The 16,834-nt window shown below is 68.6% G+C and carries 14 protein-coding genes; 6 read left to right on the plus strand and 8 right to left on the minus strand.

The genetic code is table 11. The features are described from left to right. Window positions 1-56: 56 nt before the first annotated feature. Entirely contained in the window at window positions 57-2,537 is a 2,481-nt protein-coding gene (locus tag ABZU91_RS07320; protein WP_355235323.1) for a helicase-associated domain-containing protein, read from the plus strand. 26 nt (window positions 2,538-2,563) lie between these two features. On the opposite strand, the gene ABZU91_RS07325 is transcribed toward ABZU91_RS07320, so the two are convergent. Beyond that, on the minus strand, window positions 2,564-2,800 hold the full coding sequence (locus ABZU91_RS07325) for a hypothetical protein (protein WP_355235326.1): 237 nt from the start codon (window positions 2,798-2,800) through the stop codon (window positions 2,564-2,566). Window positions 2,801-2,920: 120 nt separating this feature from the next. Then, window positions 2,921-3,145: a hypothetical protein gene (locus tag ABZU91_RS07330; protein ID WP_355235328.1), complete on the minus strand. Its 225-nt coding sequence runs from the start codon at window positions 3,143-3,145 to the stop codon at window positions 2,921-2,923. A gap of 172 nt (window positions 3,146-3,317) precedes the next feature. On the opposite strand from ABZU91_RS07330, the gene ABZU91_RS07335 reads away from it, so the two are divergent. Further along, the gene (locus ABZU91_RS07335) at window positions 3,318-4,997 is read left to right on the plus strand and encodes a DNA repair helicase XPB (RefSeq protein ID WP_355235330.1); all 1,680 of its coding nucleotides are present in this window, start codon (window positions 3,318-3,320) and stop codon (window positions 4,995-4,997) included. Between the two features lie 16 nt (window positions 4,998-5,013). Here ABZU91_RS07335 and ABZU91_RS07340 read toward each other — a convergent pair whose 3' ends face one another. Next, window positions 5,014-5,586, minus strand: a complete 573-nt coding sequence (locus ABZU91_RS07340) for a TetR/AcrR family transcriptional regulator (protein ID WP_355235333.1) — start codon at window positions 5,584-5,586, stop codon at window positions 5,014-5,016. Between the two features lie 88 nt (window positions 5,587-5,674). Between ABZU91_RS07340 and ABZU91_RS07345 the strand changes: the two genes are divergently transcribed. After that, on the plus strand, window positions 5,675-6,046 hold the full coding sequence (locus ABZU91_RS07345; RefSeq protein WP_355235335.1) for a DUF4267 domain-containing protein: 372 nt from the start codon (window positions 5,675-5,677) through the stop codon (window positions 6,044-6,046). 182 nt (window positions 6,047-6,228) lie between these two features. Here the strand turns inward: ABZU91_RS07345 and ABZU91_RS07350 are convergent, their stop codons facing one another. The 3 genes from ABZU91_RS07350 to ABZU91_RS07360 all read right to left on the minus strand — a co-directional run bounded on the left by ABZU91_RS07350 (window position 6,229) and on the right by ABZU91_RS07360 (window position 12,313). Then, window positions 6,229-11,214: a carbohydrate-binding protein gene (locus tag ABZU91_RS07350; protein WP_355235338.1), complete on the minus strand. Its 4,986-nt coding sequence runs from the start codon at window positions 11,212-11,214 to the stop codon at window positions 6,229-6,231. A 92-nt stretch (window positions 11,215-11,306) separates the two neighbouring features. After that, window positions 11,307-12,020 (minus strand): hypothetical protein, encoded by a 714-nt coding sequence (locus ABZU91_RS07355; protein ID WP_355235339.1) that lies wholly within the window; start codon window positions 12,018-12,020, stop codon window positions 11,307-11,309. Window positions 12,021-12,166: 146 nt separating this feature from the next. Then, window positions 12,167-12,313 carry a toxin-antitoxin system HicB family antitoxin gene (locus tag ABZU91_RS07360; RefSeq protein WP_355235341.1) on the minus strand — a complete coding sequence of 49 codons (147 nt, stop codon included), beginning with the start codon at window positions 12,311-12,313 and terminating at the stop codon, window positions 12,167-12,169. A 69-nt stretch (window positions 12,314-12,382) separates the two neighbouring features. Between ABZU91_RS07360 and ABZU91_RS07365 the strand changes: the two genes are divergently transcribed. Together ABZU91_RS07365 and ABZU91_RS07370 are read left to right on the plus strand one after the other, a co-directional pair. After that, on the plus strand, window positions 12,383-13,420 hold the full coding sequence (locus ABZU91_RS07365; RefSeq protein ID WP_355235344.1) for a DUF262 domain-containing protein: 1,038 nt from the start codon (window positions 12,383-12,385) through the stop codon (window positions 13,418-13,420). A 2-nt stretch (window positions 13,421-13,422) separates the two neighbouring features. Beyond that, window positions 13,423-14,415 carry a hypothetical protein gene (locus ABZU91_RS07370; RefSeq protein ID WP_355235346.1) on the plus strand — a complete coding sequence of 331 codons (993 nt, stop codon included), beginning with the start codon at window positions 13,423-13,425 and terminating at the stop codon, window positions 14,413-14,415. 364 nt (window positions 14,416-14,779) lie between these two features. On the opposite strand, the gene ABZU91_RS07375 is transcribed toward ABZU91_RS07370, so the two are convergent. Then, complete coding sequence (locus ABZU91_RS07375; protein ID WP_355235348.1) at window positions 14,780-14,983, minus strand: winged helix-turn-helix domain-containing protein; 204 nt, start codon at window positions 14,981-14,983, stop codon at window positions 14,780-14,782. Between the two features lie 443 nt (window positions 14,984-15,426). Between ABZU91_RS07375 and ABZU91_RS07380 the strand changes: the two genes are divergently transcribed. Beyond that, entirely contained in the window at window positions 15,427-15,687 is a 261-nt protein-coding gene (locus ABZU91_RS07380; RefSeq protein WP_355235351.1) for a hypothetical protein, read from the plus strand. An 83-nt stretch (window positions 15,688-15,770) separates the two neighbouring features. On the opposite strand, the gene ABZU91_RS07385 is transcribed toward ABZU91_RS07380, so the two are convergent. Next, window positions 15,771-16,622: a zinc metalloprotease gene (locus ABZU91_RS07385; protein ID WP_355235354.1), complete on the minus strand. Its 852-nt coding sequence runs from the start codon at window positions 16,620-16,622 to the stop codon at window positions 15,771-15,773. Between the last annotated feature and the right edge of the window lie 212 nt (window positions 16,623-16,834).

The raw sequence follows: 16,834 nt of genomic DNA on the forward strand, positions 1-16,834 counted from the left end.
CCGACCGGACGTCCGAGGGGCGCGACGGCCCGATACCGGGCTAGCGTGGAAAGACGATGACCACCTCACTCGCCGACCACCTTCGGTCGCTGCCCGACGAGTCACTGGCCGCACTCCTGCAACTGCGGCCGGACCTCGTCGTGCCCGTTCCGGCCGACATCTCCGCGCTGGCCATCCGTGCCCAGTCCCGGGTCTCGGTGGCCCGCGCGCTGGACGGGCTGGACCAGTTCACCCTGCTGATTCTCGACGCCGCCCGACTCACCCGGGGCCCGGACGACGGCACCACGGCCACCGACGCGGTGCTCGCCATGGCGACCGCCGGGCCGCATCCACCAGCCCCGACCGCCGTCCGGGCCGCCGTGGACCGGCTCAGGGCGCTGTTCCTGCTGTACGGGCCGGAGCACGCGCTGCACGTGGCAGCAGCCGTCGACGAAGTGTCCCCGTACCCCGCTGGGCTCGGCCGACCTGCCGCGGACCTGGACCACCGCACGGCCGCCCTCTGCGCGGACGCCGCGAAACTCCGCCGCACGCTGCTCGCCGCGCCCCCGTCGGCCCGGGCGATCCTGGACCGGTTGGCGGCCGGGCCGCCGGTCGGCAGCGTGCCCCCGGGCGCGTTGCAGGCACCGCCGATCGGCGCGCAGGACGCCGCTCTCGCCGACCCGACCAACGGTGGCGCGCCTACCGGCTCGCCGGTGCGCTGGCTGGTCGACAACCGGCTGCTGGTGACCGTCTCCGCCGGCTCGTCGACGGCCGGCGGCACCGTCGAGTTGCCCCGCGAGGTCGGTCTCCTGCTGCGGCGCGACAGCGGCCCGCTCGGGCCGTTGCAGACCAGCCCGCCGTCGGTGGTTGCCGCCCCGCGCGAACCGAAGGCTGTCGACTCGGCCGGCGCCGGGCAGACCATGGAGGTGGTGCGGCACACCGAGGGGCTGCTGGAACAGCTCGGCGTCGAGCCCGCCCCGGTGCTGCGTTCGGGCGGTATCGGGGTTCGGGACCTGCGCCGGCTGGCGCGTACCGCCGGCCTGGACGAGCCGACCGCCGCGTTGCTGCTGGAGGTCGCGTACGCGGCCGGGCTCGCCGGTGAGATGGAGCTGTCCGGCTCGGTCACCGGCCGGTACGGGGCGGACCAGCAGGTGCTACCGACCGGCGGGTACGAGGTGTGGCGGGCCGGCTCCCTGGCCCAACGGTGGGAGCACCTGGCCCGCGCCTGGATGAGCATGACCCGGCAGGTGGGGTTGGTCGGACGACGCGACGACCGGGACCGGCCGATCACCGCGCTCTCCGCGGAGGCCGAGCGGGCCGGTGCGCCGGCGACCCGGCGGGCGGTGCTCGGGGTGCTCGCCGATCTGGAGCCGGCGACCGCGCCCACTCCGGAGGAGCTACAGGCACTGCTGGACTGGCGGGCACCACGGCGCAGCCGGGGTCGGGAGGCCGCCCACCGGGAGGTGCTTGCCGAGGCGGCGCAGCTCGGCATGACCGGGCTGGGGGCGCTCACCTCGTACGGGCGGTTGTTGTTGACCGAGCTGACGTCGACCGATGAGCCGGGCGATCCGCTGGGGTTGCACGCGGACGCGGAGAGCGGCGACCCGTCCAGTGCCGCTCGGGCGTTGGACGCGCTGCTGCCCGCCCCGGTCGACCATTTCCTGGTGCAGGCCGACCTGACGGTGGTGGTGCCGGGGCCACCCGAGCCGGCGTTGGCCGCCGAGTTGGAGGCGACGACCGAACCCGAGTCGGCCGGCGGCGCGAGTGTGCACCGGGTCACCACGGCGAGCGTGCGGCGGGCGCTGGACGCCGGTTACACGGCCGACGACCTGCACGAATTGTTCCGTCGACGGTCACGTACCCCGATTCCGCAGGGGCTCAGCTATCTGGTGGACGACGTCGCCCGTAAGCACGGTGGGCTCCGGGCCGGCGGGGCCGGGGCGTATCTGCGCAGCGACGACGAGGCGCTCCTCACCGAGGTGCTGGCCGACCGGCGGCTGGAGTCGTTGACGCTGCGCCGGCTCGCGCCGACCGTGTTGACCACCCCGTACCAGGTCAGCCGGATGCTCGGCGCGCTGCGGGACGCCGGGTACGCGCCGGTACAGGAGGACGGCACGGGCAGCACGGTGCTGACGCGGCCACGGGTCCGGCGTGCTCCGGCGCGGGTCGCGGTGACCACGAGGTCGCTCGACCCGCTGGCCGCACCGAAGCTGCCGATGCCCCGGCTGCTCGGCGTGGTGGACCACATCCGGCGGGGTGAGGCGGCGGCGCGGGCGGCCCGCCGGGCTCCGGCAGTCGTCCGGGGTGGTGCGGCGGGGCTGGGCGGAGGCCCGGCGCCCGCGCACACGCACAGCGAGGCGCTCGCCGTGCTCCAGCAGGCGGTCCGCGATCGGGCACTGGTCTGGGTCGGGTACGTGGACGCGCACGGGGCGACCGCGTCACGGCTGGTCAAGCCGGTCTCGATCGGTGCGGGCTACCTGCGGGCCGAGGACGAGCGGACGGAGATGCTGCACACCTTCGCGCTGCACCGGATCACCGCGGCGGTGCTGGCGGACTGAGCCGAGTGACGCGCCGGCGCGGTCGCTCAGCGGCGGCTGCGCCGTACGGTGCCGACCACCGACACGATCAGCAGCAGGGCGAATCCGGCACCCGCCGACTCGCCGACCGAGTCGACGAAGCCCTGCCGCAGCACCAGCCAGCCGAAGAGGAACCATCCGAGGAGGAGCGTCGCCGCGAAGGCGTACGCGAACACGGTCGCGCGGGACACCTCGTCGGGTGGTGCCTGGTCATGTTCTGCGATCACGTCACGGTCGACCGTCATGCCCAGCCTCCCCGCCCGGTACGGCCCTGGACTCCCAGCGTGACACTCCTGCGACCGGTGTGACAGGGGATAAAACCCGGAAAGGGGGGCGTGTCGCTCAGGTGCCGGGGCGGCGACCGATCAGGGTGTCACCGGGCGTGGGGCGGGCGACGCCGGTGTGGGCCGGCCGTGCTGGGCCGGCCCGGACGTGCCGCTCGCCCCCGATGCCTGCTCCGCCGCACCGACCGGGGCGGCTCCCCCGCCACCACTCCCGCCGGACTGCGGATCGAACGTGCACGCGCCGGCGCCGACCAGCACGACCACCACCAGGGCAACAAGTCGGGGAATGCTCCGGACACGCCTCATGGCACCTCCCCTGGACAGTTGTCCCACTACTAGACGTTCGTGAGTGCCGTCCTGGTTGCGTCCGGTGAGCATCTTTCTTTCCACGTCCTCCGTCGTGTAACACTGGTTGGTCGGCCAGCGGTGGGTAAGTGACCGCCCAGCCCCGACGGCCAACCGAGGAGAGGACGCTGGCGTGAGTGGTGGACCCCTGATCGTGCAGTCGGACAAGACCCTGCTGCTGGAGATCGACCACCCCGATGCGCAGGCCTGCCGGATGGCGATCGCGCCGTTCGCCGAGTTGGAGCGCTCTCCGGAGCACGTGCACACGTACCGGCTGACGCCGCTCGGGCTGTGGAACGCGCGGGCCGCGGGCCACGACGCCGAGGGCGTGGTCGACTCGCTGATCAAGTACTCGCGCTATCCGGTACCGCACGCGCTGCTTGTCGACGTGGCCGAGACGATGGACCGGTACGGCCGGCTCCAGCTCGCCAACGATCCCGCGTACGGGCTGGTGCTGCGGGCGCTCGACCGGCTGGTGCTGATCGAGGTGGCCAAGAGCAAGAAGCTCGCCGGCATGCTCGGCGACAAGATCGACGACGACACGATCCGGGTGCACCCGTCCGAGCGTGGCCGGCTCAAGCAGGCGCTGCTCAAGCTGGGCTGGCCGGCGGAGGACCTGGCCGGGTACGTCGACGGTGAGGCGCACCCGATCGAGCTGGCCGAGGCCGGCAAGGACGGACGCAAGCCGTGGACGCTGCGGTCGTACCAGCGCGAGGCCGTCGAGGCGTTCTGGGCCGGCGGGTCGGGCGTGGTGGTGCTGCCCTGCGGCGCCGGCAAGACCCTCGTCGGTGCTGCGGCGATGGCCGAGGCGAAGGCGACCACACTCATCCTGGTCACCAACACCGTCGCCGGCCGGCAGTGGAAGCGGGAGCTGATCGCCCGCACGTCGCTGACGGAAGAGGAGATCGGCGAGTACTCGGGCGAGCGCAAGGAGATCCGCCCGGTCACCATCGCGACGTACCAGGTGCTCACCTCCCGCAAGGGAGGCGCGTTCACCCACCTGGACCTGTTCGGGGCCCGCGACTGGGGCCTGGTCGTCTACGACGAGGTGCACCTGCTGCCCGCGCCGATCTTCCGCTTCACGGCGGACCTCCAGGCCCGCCGTCGGCTGGGCCTGACGGCGACTCTGGTACGCGAGGACGGCCGCGAGGGCGACGTCTTCAGCCTGATCGGGCCGAAGCGGTACGACGCGCCGTGGAAGGACATCGAGTCGCAGGGCTGGATCGCCCCGGCCGAGTGTGTCGAGGTCCGGGTGACGCTCACCGACGCGGAGCGCATGTCGTACGCGACGGCGGAGGCCGAGGAGCGTTACCGGATGGCGGCGACCGCGCGCACCAAGCTGCCGGTGGTCAAGGCGCTCGTCGACCGGCACCCCAACGACCAGGTGCTGGTGATCGGCGCGTACATCGACCAGTTGCACCAGATCGGCGAATACCTGGACGCCCCGATCGTGCAGGGCTCCACCACGAACAAGGAACGGGAACGGCTGTTCGACGCGTTCCGCACCGGCGAGCTGCGGACCCTGGTGATCTCCAAGGTCGGCAACTTCTCCATCGACCTGCCCGAGGCGGCGGTGGCGATCCAGGTGTCCGGCACGTTCGGGTCACGCCAGGAGGAGGCCCAGCGACTGGGTCGGGTGCTGCGCCCGAAGGCCGACGGCCGGCAGGCGCACTTCTACACTGTCGTCTCCCGGGACACGATCGACACCGAGTACGCGGCACACCGGCAGCGCTTCCTCGCCGAGCAGGGGTACGCGTACACGATCGTCGACGCCGACGACGTCCTCGGACCGTCCCTGCCGTCCTTCGACTGACGCGCTCAGGCCTCGGTCAGCGGGAGAAGCGGTCGACCAGCACCGCGAGCCGGCGGTCGTGGCCTTCCCGGCGAAGCCTGCCGCTGCGCATGAGCGTGACCAGACCGTGCAGGCCACTCCAGAACGTCTCGGTGAGGACCTCGAGGTCACCGTCTCCGGCGAACGGGCGCACCGTCTCGGCCAGCTCGGCGAAGCCGCGGGCGAGGTCGGTCGGCACGTCCGAGCTGGCGAACGGCAGGTCCACGGCGAGGGTGAACATCGCGTCGTAGAGCGCGGGCCGCTGCTCGGCGAACCTGACGTACGCGGCCGCGACGTCGGCGACCGCCTGTCGCGGGTCGGCGACGGACGCGCGGGCGGTCACCAGCGTGGTCGCCAGTTCGGCGAAGCCCTCGACGGCGACCGCCGCCATGATGGCGTCCTTGCCCTTGAAGTGGCTGTAGAGGACGGGCTGGCTGTACTCGATCTCGGCGGCTAGCCGCCGGGTGGTCACCGCGTCCCAGCCTTCCGCCAGGGCGAGGTCGCGGGCGGCGGCGATGATGGCGCGTTCCCGTTCCGCCCGCTCGCGCTCCCGGCGCGTCTGAGTCGACATGACAACAACCCTAGCACCGCTAGCGCCGCTGTCATTGCTCTGCTAGCGTTGCTCCTACATCTAGCGGCGCTAGCAACTGGAGCGGATCATGTTGTCACCCCTGGCCTACGGACTCGCCATCGTGCTCAGCCTCTTCGTCGTCTTCATCGGCGCGCGGTTCCTGCTGGTGCCGCAGGCCGCAGCAGCCGGGTACGGCGTACCGGCCCGACCGGACGGCGATCCCGCCTACCTCACCGTCAAAGGACTGAAGGACCTCACCTTCGGGCTGATCGGCCTCGCCCTGATCGCCTTCACCACTGCCGACGCGGTCGCGTGGTTCATGCTGATCGTCGCGCTCGTCCCCCTGGGCGACACCCTCATCGTGCTGCGCAACGGCGGCACGAAGGCCGTAGCGTTCGGCATCCACTTCGCGACGGCCGCAGTAGTCCTCCTCGACGCCGCCCTCCTGTTCGCCCTGTAACGCCCCACGCTTCCCTAGTGATCAAAAGGTTCGCGCGGCCCTGATCGACTCGGCTTCGTGAAAGTCGCGGCATCCGGGGCACGTTGATGCCCCGGGTTTAGCGAAACCGAGTCGATCAAGGGAGAAGAGCGCACCGGCCCGGGACCAGCATCGGTCCCGGGCCGGCAGTCACGCGGATCTGACTACTTGATCAGCTTCCAGGGGCCGTTCGGGTCGCCCGGCTGCTGGCCGCGCGTCCACCACTTCGCCTCGTAGGCGTGTCCCTTGAAGGACACCCGGTCGCCGGCGTTGTACACCTTTGTCAGCGTCCAGGCGGCCGGGCTGTTGTCCGGCGGGGTCGGGGCGATCTCCTCCCACGACCCGTTGCGGTCACCCGGCTTCTGGTTGCGGGTGTACCACTGGGCCCGCCACTTCTTACCGTCGTACATCGCGACGTCGCCCGAGTTGAAGATCCGCGACGCGGTCCAGATCGCCGTACCGTCCTCGGTCATGGCGATTTCCTGCCACGCGCCGTTGGCGTCCGCGCCCGGCTTCTGGTTCCTCGTGTACCAGGAGGCCCGGAACACCCGACCCTGGTAGGTCACCCGGTCACCGTCGTTGTAGACCGTCGACGAACTCCACTGTGGTGGCAGGTTCACCGCCAGGGTGGCGGTGGCCTCGACCGCGGTGAGGTGGTCGTCACCCGGGTACGAGGCGGTCAGCGCGTGCTGGCCTCCGGCCAGGCCCACCGGCAGGGTGAACGTCGCCGTGCCGTTGGTCAGCGTGGCCGAGCCGCGCACTGTCGTGCCCTCGCGCAACTCCACCGCGCCGGTGACCGGCGTGCTGCCGGCGGCGACCTGCACTGTCACCGTCGCCGCCGTGCCCCAGGCGGTCGGGGTGGTGGTGACGGTCATCGTCGGGACCCTCTTGGCGGTCGTGAACACCGCCGGCTGGGCCACCGCCTCGCCGCCGTCGGCGCTCTTCGCCGAAACGATCCAGCCGTACGAGGTGCCCGGCTGGAGCTTGTCCCACGTCGTCGTGGCCACGTCGTTCGAGGTGACCTCGTCGGTGCCGATCGTGCCGGCCGGCACGTACGCGGCGAGCGAGTCGGTGGTGAACGACGTCTTGCGGGTGGTGAGGTCCACCGGCAGGGTCAGGTTGTCCTCCGAGCCGTTGTAGCGCGGCTTGGGCTGGCTGCCGTCCTGGCGGATGTCGTACTCGGTCGCCCCGAAGTTCTTGAGGAACGGCGAGTACGTGTCGATGTGCATCTCGGCCCGGTCCACGTCGAACTGGAGCAGCCGCAGGAAGCTCGCCCCGAACTGCAACCGGTCGGTCGCCTTGTGGTCCGGTGTGCCGTCGCCGTTGACGTCGATGGTGCCGTCGGCGGCGACCTGGTTCGGCCACAGCTCGGCGGCGGTGACCGTGTAGAACTGGTAGTCGGCCAGCAGCTCGACGACGTCGTGGCTGACCGTCACGCCGATCTTCGACTTCAGGTTGGTGCCGACGCCGTGCTCGTGTCCGGCGAGCACCAGGAAGACGTTCGGGTTGGTCTCGACGACCTGCTTGAACAACGGCGAGCCGTCCGGAGCGGAGAAGTCCGCGCCGCGACCGTCGGGGTTGGCCGACGGCTTCAGGTAGTCGTGCGAGAGCAGGATCCCGTTGCGGTCCTTGTACCGCTTGAAGATCGAGTCGGCCCACTTGGCCTCGGCCGGCGTGACGCCGTACGACAGACCGACCGCCACGAAGTCCAGGCCACCGGCGGAGAACAGCAGGTAGTTGTTCTGGTTGTCCTTGCCCGGCGTGACCGAGCCGTCGGCGTTCGTCCTCTCGTCCCAGGCGTGGTATTCGGTGCCCTTCGGCCAGGCCTTCGCCGTCCCGTAGTACCGGTCGGCGCTGAAGGTCCGACTGAACCGGGAGGTGGGGCCGGTCTCGGCGCCCAGTTGGTCGTCGTGGTTGCCCGCGATGACCTGGTTGACGACACCGTTGTCGTCGAGGATCTTCTGAAAGCCCGAGGCGGTGGCGAGTTCCTTCTCCACCTGCTCGTTCAGGCCGGGCCGCTTCAGCGAGCCGTCCGGGTTCTTGGCCAGCGGGTCGTAGTAGTCGTTCTCGATGACATCGCCGGTGTGCGCGGTGTACGCGATCTTGCGGCTGTCCGCGTTGTCGGCGATCCACTGCATCTGGTCGCGGTACGCGGCCGACCAGATCGCCTGCTCCTCGGCGGTCTCGACGTCCGAGGGCTCGGCGTTGCCGTCGAAGTCGTCGTACGTGCCGCCGGCCGCGCCCTCGGTGACGTACTGGGTGTCGGTGAAGTGCGCCAACGAGAAGTCGTACGACGCGGGGTCCTCGAAGCGGTCCTTGTCGTTCTGCGCCGTCGAGTCGCGCGGCGACAGATCGTCGGCGAACGGGTCCTCGCCGGTGACCAGCACGTGCACGACACCGCCGTCGCGGTAGCCGGCCTCGACCGACGCGGTCAGGACGGTGTCCTGACCGGCCTTGCCACGCAAGCTGGTGAGCACGACCCACTTCCCGGTGGCCGGGTTCCAGGCGCGCAGCGCCACGATTCGCGCCGGGTCGATGCTGCCCGACCAGCGCAACGTCGGCTCCTGCTTGGTGGCGCCCAGCGGCAGGTCGTACCGCTGGAAGACCACCCCACGGCCGGACGGGCTGTCGATTGTCGAGCCGTCGAGCGGACGCAGCGACGTGACGTCCACGCTCCGGTCGTGCTGGACGTCGAGCGTGGTCGGCACGTCGGCCGCCTCGCCCTGGTAACCCTTGGTCGGCAGGACGACGTCGGCCTTGGTGAAGGTCGCGGTCAGACCGACACCCCCGGCACCAGGAATCCGGGCGGACAGCTCCGCCGAGAGCGGGTCGGTGTTCCGGACCGTGGCGTTCAGCTCGGTCGGGACGTCCGGGATGCTCGCGCTGCTGAAGCGCACCTCGCGGGTCGCGGTGTTGCCGAGCGCGTCGGTCGCCGTCATCGCGATAACGTGTTCGCCGGCCGGCAGGCCGTGACCGATCTGGTCGCCCTGCTTGACGACCGCGCCGTCGAGCGTGATGGCCGGCGTGCCGACAACCCCGCTGGCGTCCTTGACCGTGAGGTTGAGCGCCACTGTCGACGTCAGCCGCTGACCGGCCGCCGGGACGCTGCTGGCGATCTCCGGCGCGGTGTTGTCGGTGGTGAACCGCCGCGTGGACGTCCTGTCGCCGACGACCGCCTTGATGGTGTGAACGCCGTCCGCGATGGTCGTGGTGTCCACGTCGGCGCGCTTGCCCAGCGCCGGCAGCGCCGAGCCGTCCTGGGCGGTGACGTCGAACAGGACCATCGTGGTGAGGCCACCGTTGAAGCTGCTGCCGCAGGTGCCGTCACCGACGTACGTGGTCACCGGCGAGCCGGCCGGGTAGGTGGCCGAGCCGATGGTGACGGTCGTCTGCGCGACCGAGCGGGTCAACCGGGTGGCCTTCGCGCCGCTGGGCAGCAGCTCGAAGTCCCGCAGCGTGAAGTCGTCGTAGTTGTCGCAGCCACCCGGCTTGGCACTGCCGTGGTCGCTGCCCGCGACGAACTCCAAGGCGTTGACGCCGGGCACCAGCCACTCGTTCGGGAAGGCGAGGTCGGCGACCTCCTTCTCCCACATCCCGATCTCCAGCGGGATGCCGTTGACCAGCACCTTGTTGTCGTACCCGTTGTCGCTGCCGTTGCCACCGACGAACGCCTTCAGGTGCGCGTCGCCGCCGCTGGCGAGGGTGTCGACGGTGCGGGTCGTCGGCGCGTCCGCGACGGTGAAGTGGAACTCGGCGTCCTTGTTGGCGCCGCAGGTGCCGTCGCCCAGCGCCAGGGACGCGGCGGTCGTCTCCGCCTTCGTCACGGTCGTGCCGCTGGTGGTGACCAGGTACGTGGTGCCTGCCGTCACCGTGCCCGCCGTGCTCAGCGTGAGGTTGGTGGCCTCCCGCATGAGCGTGAAGTCGTCGTGGTTGGCACAGGTAGCGCCGTTGAGCGTGCCGTTGTAGTCGCCGGTGCGCACCTGTACGACGTTGTCGCCGAGGTGCAGGAACCGGTTCGGGAACGCCAGCCTCACGGCCTCCGCGCCGAGCGCGCCGTAGTCACCGCCGAGGTCGACCCGGTGGCCGTTGACCAGCGCGTAGTTCTGGTAGCGGGCCTCGATCGAGTTGCCCGCCTCCACGGTGAGGCCGAGAGTGGCGGTGCCGGCAGCCAGCGTCTCCGCGTTCTCGGCCGGCTTGTCGTCGATCGCGAGCGACTCGACGCGGTCCTTGCCGTCCGTCGCGAGCGCGGCGATGACCGGCTGGGTTCCGCGTACGCGAGCGCCGTCACCGGGCGTGACGACGGCCGCGCCCGCCGGGGCGTTGTTGACGTCGACCGTGACGCTCGTCTTCGCGCCCGACAGGCTCGTCGCGCTGACGGTGTGCGTACCGTTGGTCAGCTTCGTGGTGTCGAGGTCGGTACGCAGGCCGGACGTGCTGCCCGGTTCGCCGGAGATGACGAAGGTCAGGTCCTGGTTGAGCAGCTTCGCCGAGCTGCCGCAGGTGCCGTCGCCGAAGTTGTAGCTGAACAGGTTCTGCTCGCCGTCGGCGACCACGCCGAGCAGGCTGAGGCTGATGCTGCTCAGCGCGTAGTCGTCGTAGTTGGGGCAGCGGCCACCCTCGCCGTTCGGCAGTTCCTCGTAGCCGACGGCGGTCTTCGTGGTGGTGTCGACCCAGTTCGCACCGGCGTGGACCGAGACGGTGTTCGGGCCGGGCTTCAGCCAGTCGCCCGGGAAGTCGAGGGTGCCGACCCGTCCACCCGGGACGTCCGGGAAGTAGACCCGGTCGGCCTCGGCCGTGTGCCCGTTGACGGTGAGGTAGTTGCGGTAGCGGGCCTCGGTGCCGTTGCCACCCATCTCGAACGCGAAGTGGGCGGTGCCTGCGGTCTTGTCGGCGGCGATCTTGTCGCCGTCGACCGCAAGCGTGGTCACGGAGTCGTTCTCGGTGACCGGCTCGACGACGACAGGCACCATGCCCTCGACGTTCTGCCCGTCGCTCAGACTGATCAGCGGCGTGATCGCACTGGCCGGCACGGCCACCGCTCCGGCCAGCGCCGGATGCAGGGTCGTCGCCGGTCCGGCGATGAGGACGAGCGCCATCGCGGACAGGAGTCCGCGTGTTCGCTTCCGGCGCGCACGTTGTTCGTGCGTCATGGCGGGGTTTCTCCTTTGTTGGGTGCGAGGATCCGCCGACGCCGTGATGCCGACTGCGGCGGGCAGGGGGGCCGCCCTGGTGGCGGCCGGTCTCAGGACGACGGTCGAACGCGGCTGACCCGTCGGCGACGTACCTGCCGTCGCAGGATCGAGACAGCGGCCGCGACGAGCAGGAGGGGGCCGACGGCCAGGGCTGCCAGCTGGGCCGTGCCGCGGTCGTGGCCCGTCCCGCTGTCGGCAGCCGCTGACGGTGGCGCGTCGCCGAGCAGCCAGTCGTGGAAGTACGCGTCGGGGCCGTACACCTGGCGTTTGCCCTTGGGCCCGGTCGCCACCGTCCGGTACGCGGGGTCCAGGTCGCTCAGCATCCGGATTTCGATGCGGGCGACACCGATCGGGCCTGGGCAGGTGTAGTCGACGTCCACACCGGAGTCGCTCGCCTTTCCGACGACGCCGGCGCACGCGTGCCCGTCGCTGCTGACGGTCATCTGCCTGAGCAGGTAGTTCGCGAACAGCTTAGATCCGGCGAGGATCGTCGCGTCCTTCTCCCGAGTGTCGACGGCACCGTCGAGCAGGACGCGGTCCTGCGGCAGCAGGCCGAGGTGGACGCCGAGGAGAGTCAGCTCGTCGACACCGCCCGGCTTCCACCTCAGGTGCACCACGTCGGGGCGGGCCGCGTCCGCCGCGATGGTCACGGTTTGCGGATAGCCGTAGGGGTGGGCTGCGGCGGGGACCGCCGGTGCGAGCAGGGCGAGGGTGGCCGCCGCCGACATCACGACGCGGCGGGGCCACCGAGCGGTTTCGGGCATGCCAGCGCTCCGGTCTACAGGGCTGTGGCACGCCGGTGGGCGCGGCCGTTCAGTGACCCTGCCGGCCGTTGGCGAACTCGCCAGGCGAGCTTGATGAGAAACGGGCGCAGCGAGGGTGAACAGTTAGTTGATCAACTGCGCTCTGCTCATGCGGCGCTGAGCTTCCGTAGGACGTACTGGTTGAGGCTCATGCCATCCTCGGCGGCGTGGATGGCCAGCTCGCGGTGCAGGCTCTCGCCGACGCGCCGGTTGAACTTGCCCGAGTAGCTGCGCTCGGCGAACGGCTGCGGCACCGTCTCACCTTCCGGGTGAAGGTACGGTGTCCAAGACATCACGACGCTCGAGTTGAACTGGAGATGAGCGTGGTTGAACAGCGCCGACAGACAACCCAGCCTGTCGCTTGGTTCTTGGACCTCCACCGCCGCGGCCTCCTTGACCTCGATCCGCCCTACCAGCGTCGTAGCGTATGGAATCAGTCCTACAAGGACTACTTCGTAGACACGGTTCTCCTCAACTATCCCGCGCCAGCCGTCTTCATCTTCGAGGACATCACCGACGAAGGCGTTACCAATTACGCCGTTGTAGACGGAAAGCAGCGCCTGCAGACAGTCTTCGAATTCATTAATGGAGAGTTCCCGGTAAGCGAGAAGGCCTCGATCCCGCGACTTTCGGGAATCTATTTTCCCGACTTGGGCAGCGCGGAGAAACGAAGCGTCTACGCCTACCAGTTCTCGATCGAGTTTTTGCCGTCAACCGACGAAGGCACTCTGAGCAACATCTTTGACCGCATCAACCGGAATGTGGCGAAACTGACACCTCAGGAACTGAGGCATGCAAAGTACTCAGGCTTGTTCGCCACTGCCGCAGAACGACTGACTGCAGAGATGCTGCGGAAGCTTCCGAATGACTTCCCTCGAATCGCGGCGTCTTCGCGGCGGCAGATGAAGGACGTCGAACTGGTTGTTCAACTACTACTTCTGACCGAACGGGGTATCGAGTCATACTCGCAGAACGATCTCGATGCAGCTTACAGCGAGAGGGATGAGGACTGGGAGAACGGGCCGGAAGTAGAAGAGGAATTCAATACGGTCATCGCAGTCATTAGGTCATGGGCTGATAGAATTCAGGCAGGGGAGGCAAAGCGACTGCGAAATCAAGCAGACTTTTACTCCCTCTACGGCTCGATCCTAGAGTTGGACCGCGCCGGCAGCCTTCCAGATGCATCCACCGCTACGGCGCGACTCGACCACTTTTTTGCAGCTGTGAATAACGACGGCATTCGCGCTAACCTTGACCACGCACGCCGATATTTTGAAGCCGCAAGATCAGCCTCTAATGACCTAGCACAACGACGGGACAGAATAGAGATCATTCGGGACGTAATCGTGGGCAAAAAGTAGAGATGCCCGCCCCAGAACGATTGCGGCTCGCATACGAGCAGAGCGCGCCGCTTCTCCGGGAGCTCAGAGATTATGTCTCGAAAACCCTGCGGCCGTATTGCGACTCGAAGAAGTTCATGTTTCTCGATCGCATCAAAGACTTAGAGTCCTTGAATGAGAAGCTCGAAGGCGGTCGCTTCTCCTCATGGGAGGATCTCGACGACCTTTACGCATGCACCATAGTGATTCCGGTGCCTGAGCTAGAGGGTGAGGTGCTGCGCAAGCTGGCTCAGAGCTTTCAACAAATCAATACTAGAGATCGCAGTCAAGCAAAGAAGGCGCCCGACGTCTTCCGCTTCGACGGCCTCCGATGGTATGGAAGGATGAGAGCCGAGGAAGCAGCAAGGCGACAGCCTGGACTTGGAGACGTAACTTTCGAGGTCCAAGTACTAACTGCTTTTGAGCATGCACTTTCGCTAGTTACCCACGATCTCGTCTATAAGGCAGACAACGCCGACTGGAAGCGACTGCGCCTGGCCGCCCAACTGAAAGCCGCAGTAGAGCAGATTGAGCTAATTATTGTTGCTTTCGACCATGCAGCCGACTCCGTTCGAGTCTCACCCTGGCCGGAAATGGAAGTAAAGACTCTGCTCATTGACGGCTTCAAGGCGTTGGTAGGCCGCGGCTTGATACCCGAAGCTCTCGTGCCGGGAAGCTGGCGACGCTTTGCCGACAACGTCGTCCAGCTCATCCAGACTTTCGATCGGAACCCACAAAAGCTTAAAGACTATGCGGAGAATCTACTTCGGGAAGCGGAAGCCGACCTCAGCGCGCACGATTCCTCGGGGCCACCTCTGAGCGGGTCTCTGTTCAGGTACGTCTTGTCCCTGGTTCAGCGCCCCTCCGTAGGCGGAAACCTCAACCGATTTGTTGTTGTTGAGTCCTCGGATTTGGGAGAGCTGTATGGGATTCAACGAGTTGGGAGGCCCTTCCGTTTTCCGCAGCATCCTGAGTAGTTCCTAGGGCCTCGCGCCACGTCGAGGCCCACCCCGTCGACGGACCATCGACGTGCCCTTCGAGCGACCAAGCCCTCCGGATCGCCATGACAGGCCGACCTTGACGACCGCGCGGACGTGGCCGAGCGCATCTCCTCGGCTCGCCTGGGTCGATCGGACAAGAAATGGCCTACCAGAACGTGACCTGGCACCGGCCTGTCGTTCTGCGGCTCTTTCGGCTTCCACGCATTTCCCTAGCCGAGCAAAGGTGGTTTGGCTCTGTAAAGCTTGAGCACAATCGCAGGACCGCCGCTTCTCCGCCGACGGAACGGCTGTGTGCTGCCCGGACGGTTGACCAACCCACAGGCGGCCAGCGCGGTCAGCGTCAGGTGGACTCCGCGACGAAGACGCCGCGACCCGGTCGGCCGACCAGCACACCCTGCTTCCGCAGCCTCGCCACCGCCCGGCTGATCGTCGACTGCGAGACGTCGTACGCATCCGCCAGCGCGCGCCCAGAAGGAAGCTGCGACCCAGGCGGGTACGTCCCGTCCTTGATCTTTCTCGTGAGCGCGTCGAGTAGTTCGTCCATTGTGGGTGGGATAGGCACGTGGGGCCCCTTGCAGTCGGTTGGCCCACCCAGTATTGATCAGCCGTTTCGACACAGGCAACACACATAGCACGAGTGACATAAGTGGGTAGCTGACTCACAGACATGCTTGACATAGGTGACTCGGTGGCAATAGTGTCACTGTCGGTGATGCGGTGCTGCTGCGGTCGGTTGGCGCCTCTCGTACCGGTCTCGCATCGCCGCCGAGACCCCACCCCCCGCGCTCCCCCGGCGCGGCCCTGCTGCCGTACCGCCGATCAAGGCTGCGGTCGCAGGGTGGGGCGGTCTCCGCCGCCCGCAACCGGCGGAGGCCGCCCCCTCCACTTCGGCACGACCCGACGAAGGGCGGTCCCCGTGCGCGACCTGATCCACCGGCCGGTGAGCCGACGCAAGGACCGACCACCGACGGCAGCAAGCCAAAACCGATGACCGAACGCTGGGTGATCCACCTGCCGGTCACCGCGCCCGACCTGCTCCGGGCCCGGATTCTCGCCCGGACCGCCGCCCGTGTGCTGGCCCGGCTCAGCGCCCGTGTCGAGCCGGGCGGGGTGACCGTGTCGGCCGAGGACCAGCAGTGCGTACGCCACTGGGTTTTCTGCGATCAGCGACTACCCGGCGGCGGCCGTTGTGCCCTACCGCCCGACCACACCGCGCCCTGCTCCCGGCGAGCCCTCTTCCGGAGATGACCAAGAGGTTTGCGTCACCGATCACGCACTCCGGTGACGCAAACCTCTTGATCAACGCACTCAAGCTGCCCGGCGGGGGCGCGTCAGCCGGCACCGCCCGCGCGGAACGCCACCCAGGCGCCGCTCATCCGGTCGGCCTGGCCGGCGGTGAACATGTCCATGCAGGAGTCCTGCGTGTAGTCCATGAAGTTGTGGATCGGGTCCAGCCCGGGTGCCGTGCAGGAGTCCGCGCCCACCGGGCAGTCGAACTGCGGGGCCGCCTCGCGCGGGGTGTCCGCGACGAAGTCGCCGGACGCCGAGCAGCCGTGCGCGAAGGTGTGCTCCAGCATCAGCCAGTGCCCGACCTCGTGCGTCAGCGTGTCGCCGAGGGCGTACTTGCCGGCCGTGCCGCCCGGCATCGACTCGTCGAGCATCACCACGCCGTCGATGTAGTCGCGGCCGTTGTTGTAGCCCTTCGGGGAGTACGCCCAGCCGAGGAGCCCGCCACCGATGTTGGCCGCGTACACGTTGAGGGTCTCCGAGTCGCCGGTGTAGAGCGCCTTCTTCATGTCGCGCTCGTTCTTGCCCGGCTCGACCGTGTACCAGGCGCTGTTCACCGTCCACGTCGTGTCGACGAGCGAGAACCGGAACGGCGTGTCGGAGGCGTCCGCCGCCGTGCGGCCAGCGTACGAGTCGTTGAGCACCGTCATCTGTGCCGCGATCAGGGTCTTCCAGCGGGCCGTCTCGGCAGCGCTGAAGGGATGCTCGGAGACCATGTGGAAGACCGTCGGCACGGTCACGCTGCCGTTGGGCAGACGCGGCACGTCCTTGATCACGCCGTAGGCGTTGGCCTCGTTCTTCGAGTACAGCGCCGGCTCCTGGGCGGTCGCACCCGCGGTGACCCGGGCGGCGCTCTGCTCGCCGGCGCACGCGGTGACGCCCGGGGATTCGGTCACGGGGGCGGCGGTGGCCAGCGCCCCGGACGCCAGGAACGTCGCGGCGGTAGCGGTGAGGACCGCGAGAACACGTCGACGACCTCCACAAAAGACCCTCTGAGCAGGGCAGATGGCGCTGTAACGGAACAGAGTTCGCTAGCGCTGATGGGGGCACTCCGCGCGGCTGCGGAGCATTAAGCTGCTGATCCGGCAGACAGTGGCGAGGCCAGGAC

Source organism: Micromonospora sp. NPDC005174, from assembly GCF_040608495.1.
Classification (GTDB): domain Bacteria; phylum Actinomycetota; class Actinomycetes; order Mycobacteriales; family Micromonosporaceae; genus Micromonospora.

Coding starts and splice junctions, on each gene's coding strand:
- ABZU91_RS07370 (WP_355235346.1), top strand. CDS start 13,423: ATGCCCGCCCCAGAACGATTGCGGCTCGCATACGAGCAGAGCGCGCCG.
- ABZU91_RS07330 (WP_355235328.1), bottom strand. CDS start 3,145: ATGAGGCGTGTCCGGAGCATTCCCCGACTTGTTGCCCTGGTGGTGGTC.
- ABZU91_RS07355 (WP_355235339.1), bottom strand. CDS start 12,020: ATGCCCGAAACCGCTCGGTGGCCCCGCCGCGTCGTGATGTCGGCGGCG.
- ABZU91_RS07340 (WP_355235333.1), bottom strand. CDS start 5,586: ATGTCGACTCAGACGCGCCGGGAGCGCGAGCGGGCGGAACGGGAACGC.
- ABZU91_RS07380 (WP_355235351.1), top strand. CDS start 15,427: ATGACCGAACGCTGGGTGATCCACCTGCCGGTCACCGCGCCCGACCTG.
- ABZU91_RS07345 (WP_355235335.1), top strand. CDS start 5,675: ATGTTGTCACCCCTGGCCTACGGACTCGCCATCGTGCTCAGCCTCTTC.
- ABZU91_RS07350 (WP_355235338.1), bottom strand. CDS start 11,214: ATGACGCACGAACAACGTGCGCGCCGGAAGCGAACACGCGGACTCCTG.
- ABZU91_RS07375 (WP_355235348.1), bottom strand. CDS start 14,983: ATGGACGAACTACTCGACGCGCTCACGAGAAAGATCAAGGACGGGACG.
- ABZU91_RS07320 (WP_355235323.1), top strand. CDS start 57: ATGACCACCTCACTCGCCGACCACCTTCGGTCGCTGCCCGACGAGTCA.
- ABZU91_RS07325 (WP_355235326.1), bottom strand. CDS start 2,800: ATGACGGTCGACCGTGACGTGATCGCAGAACATGACCAGGCACCACCC.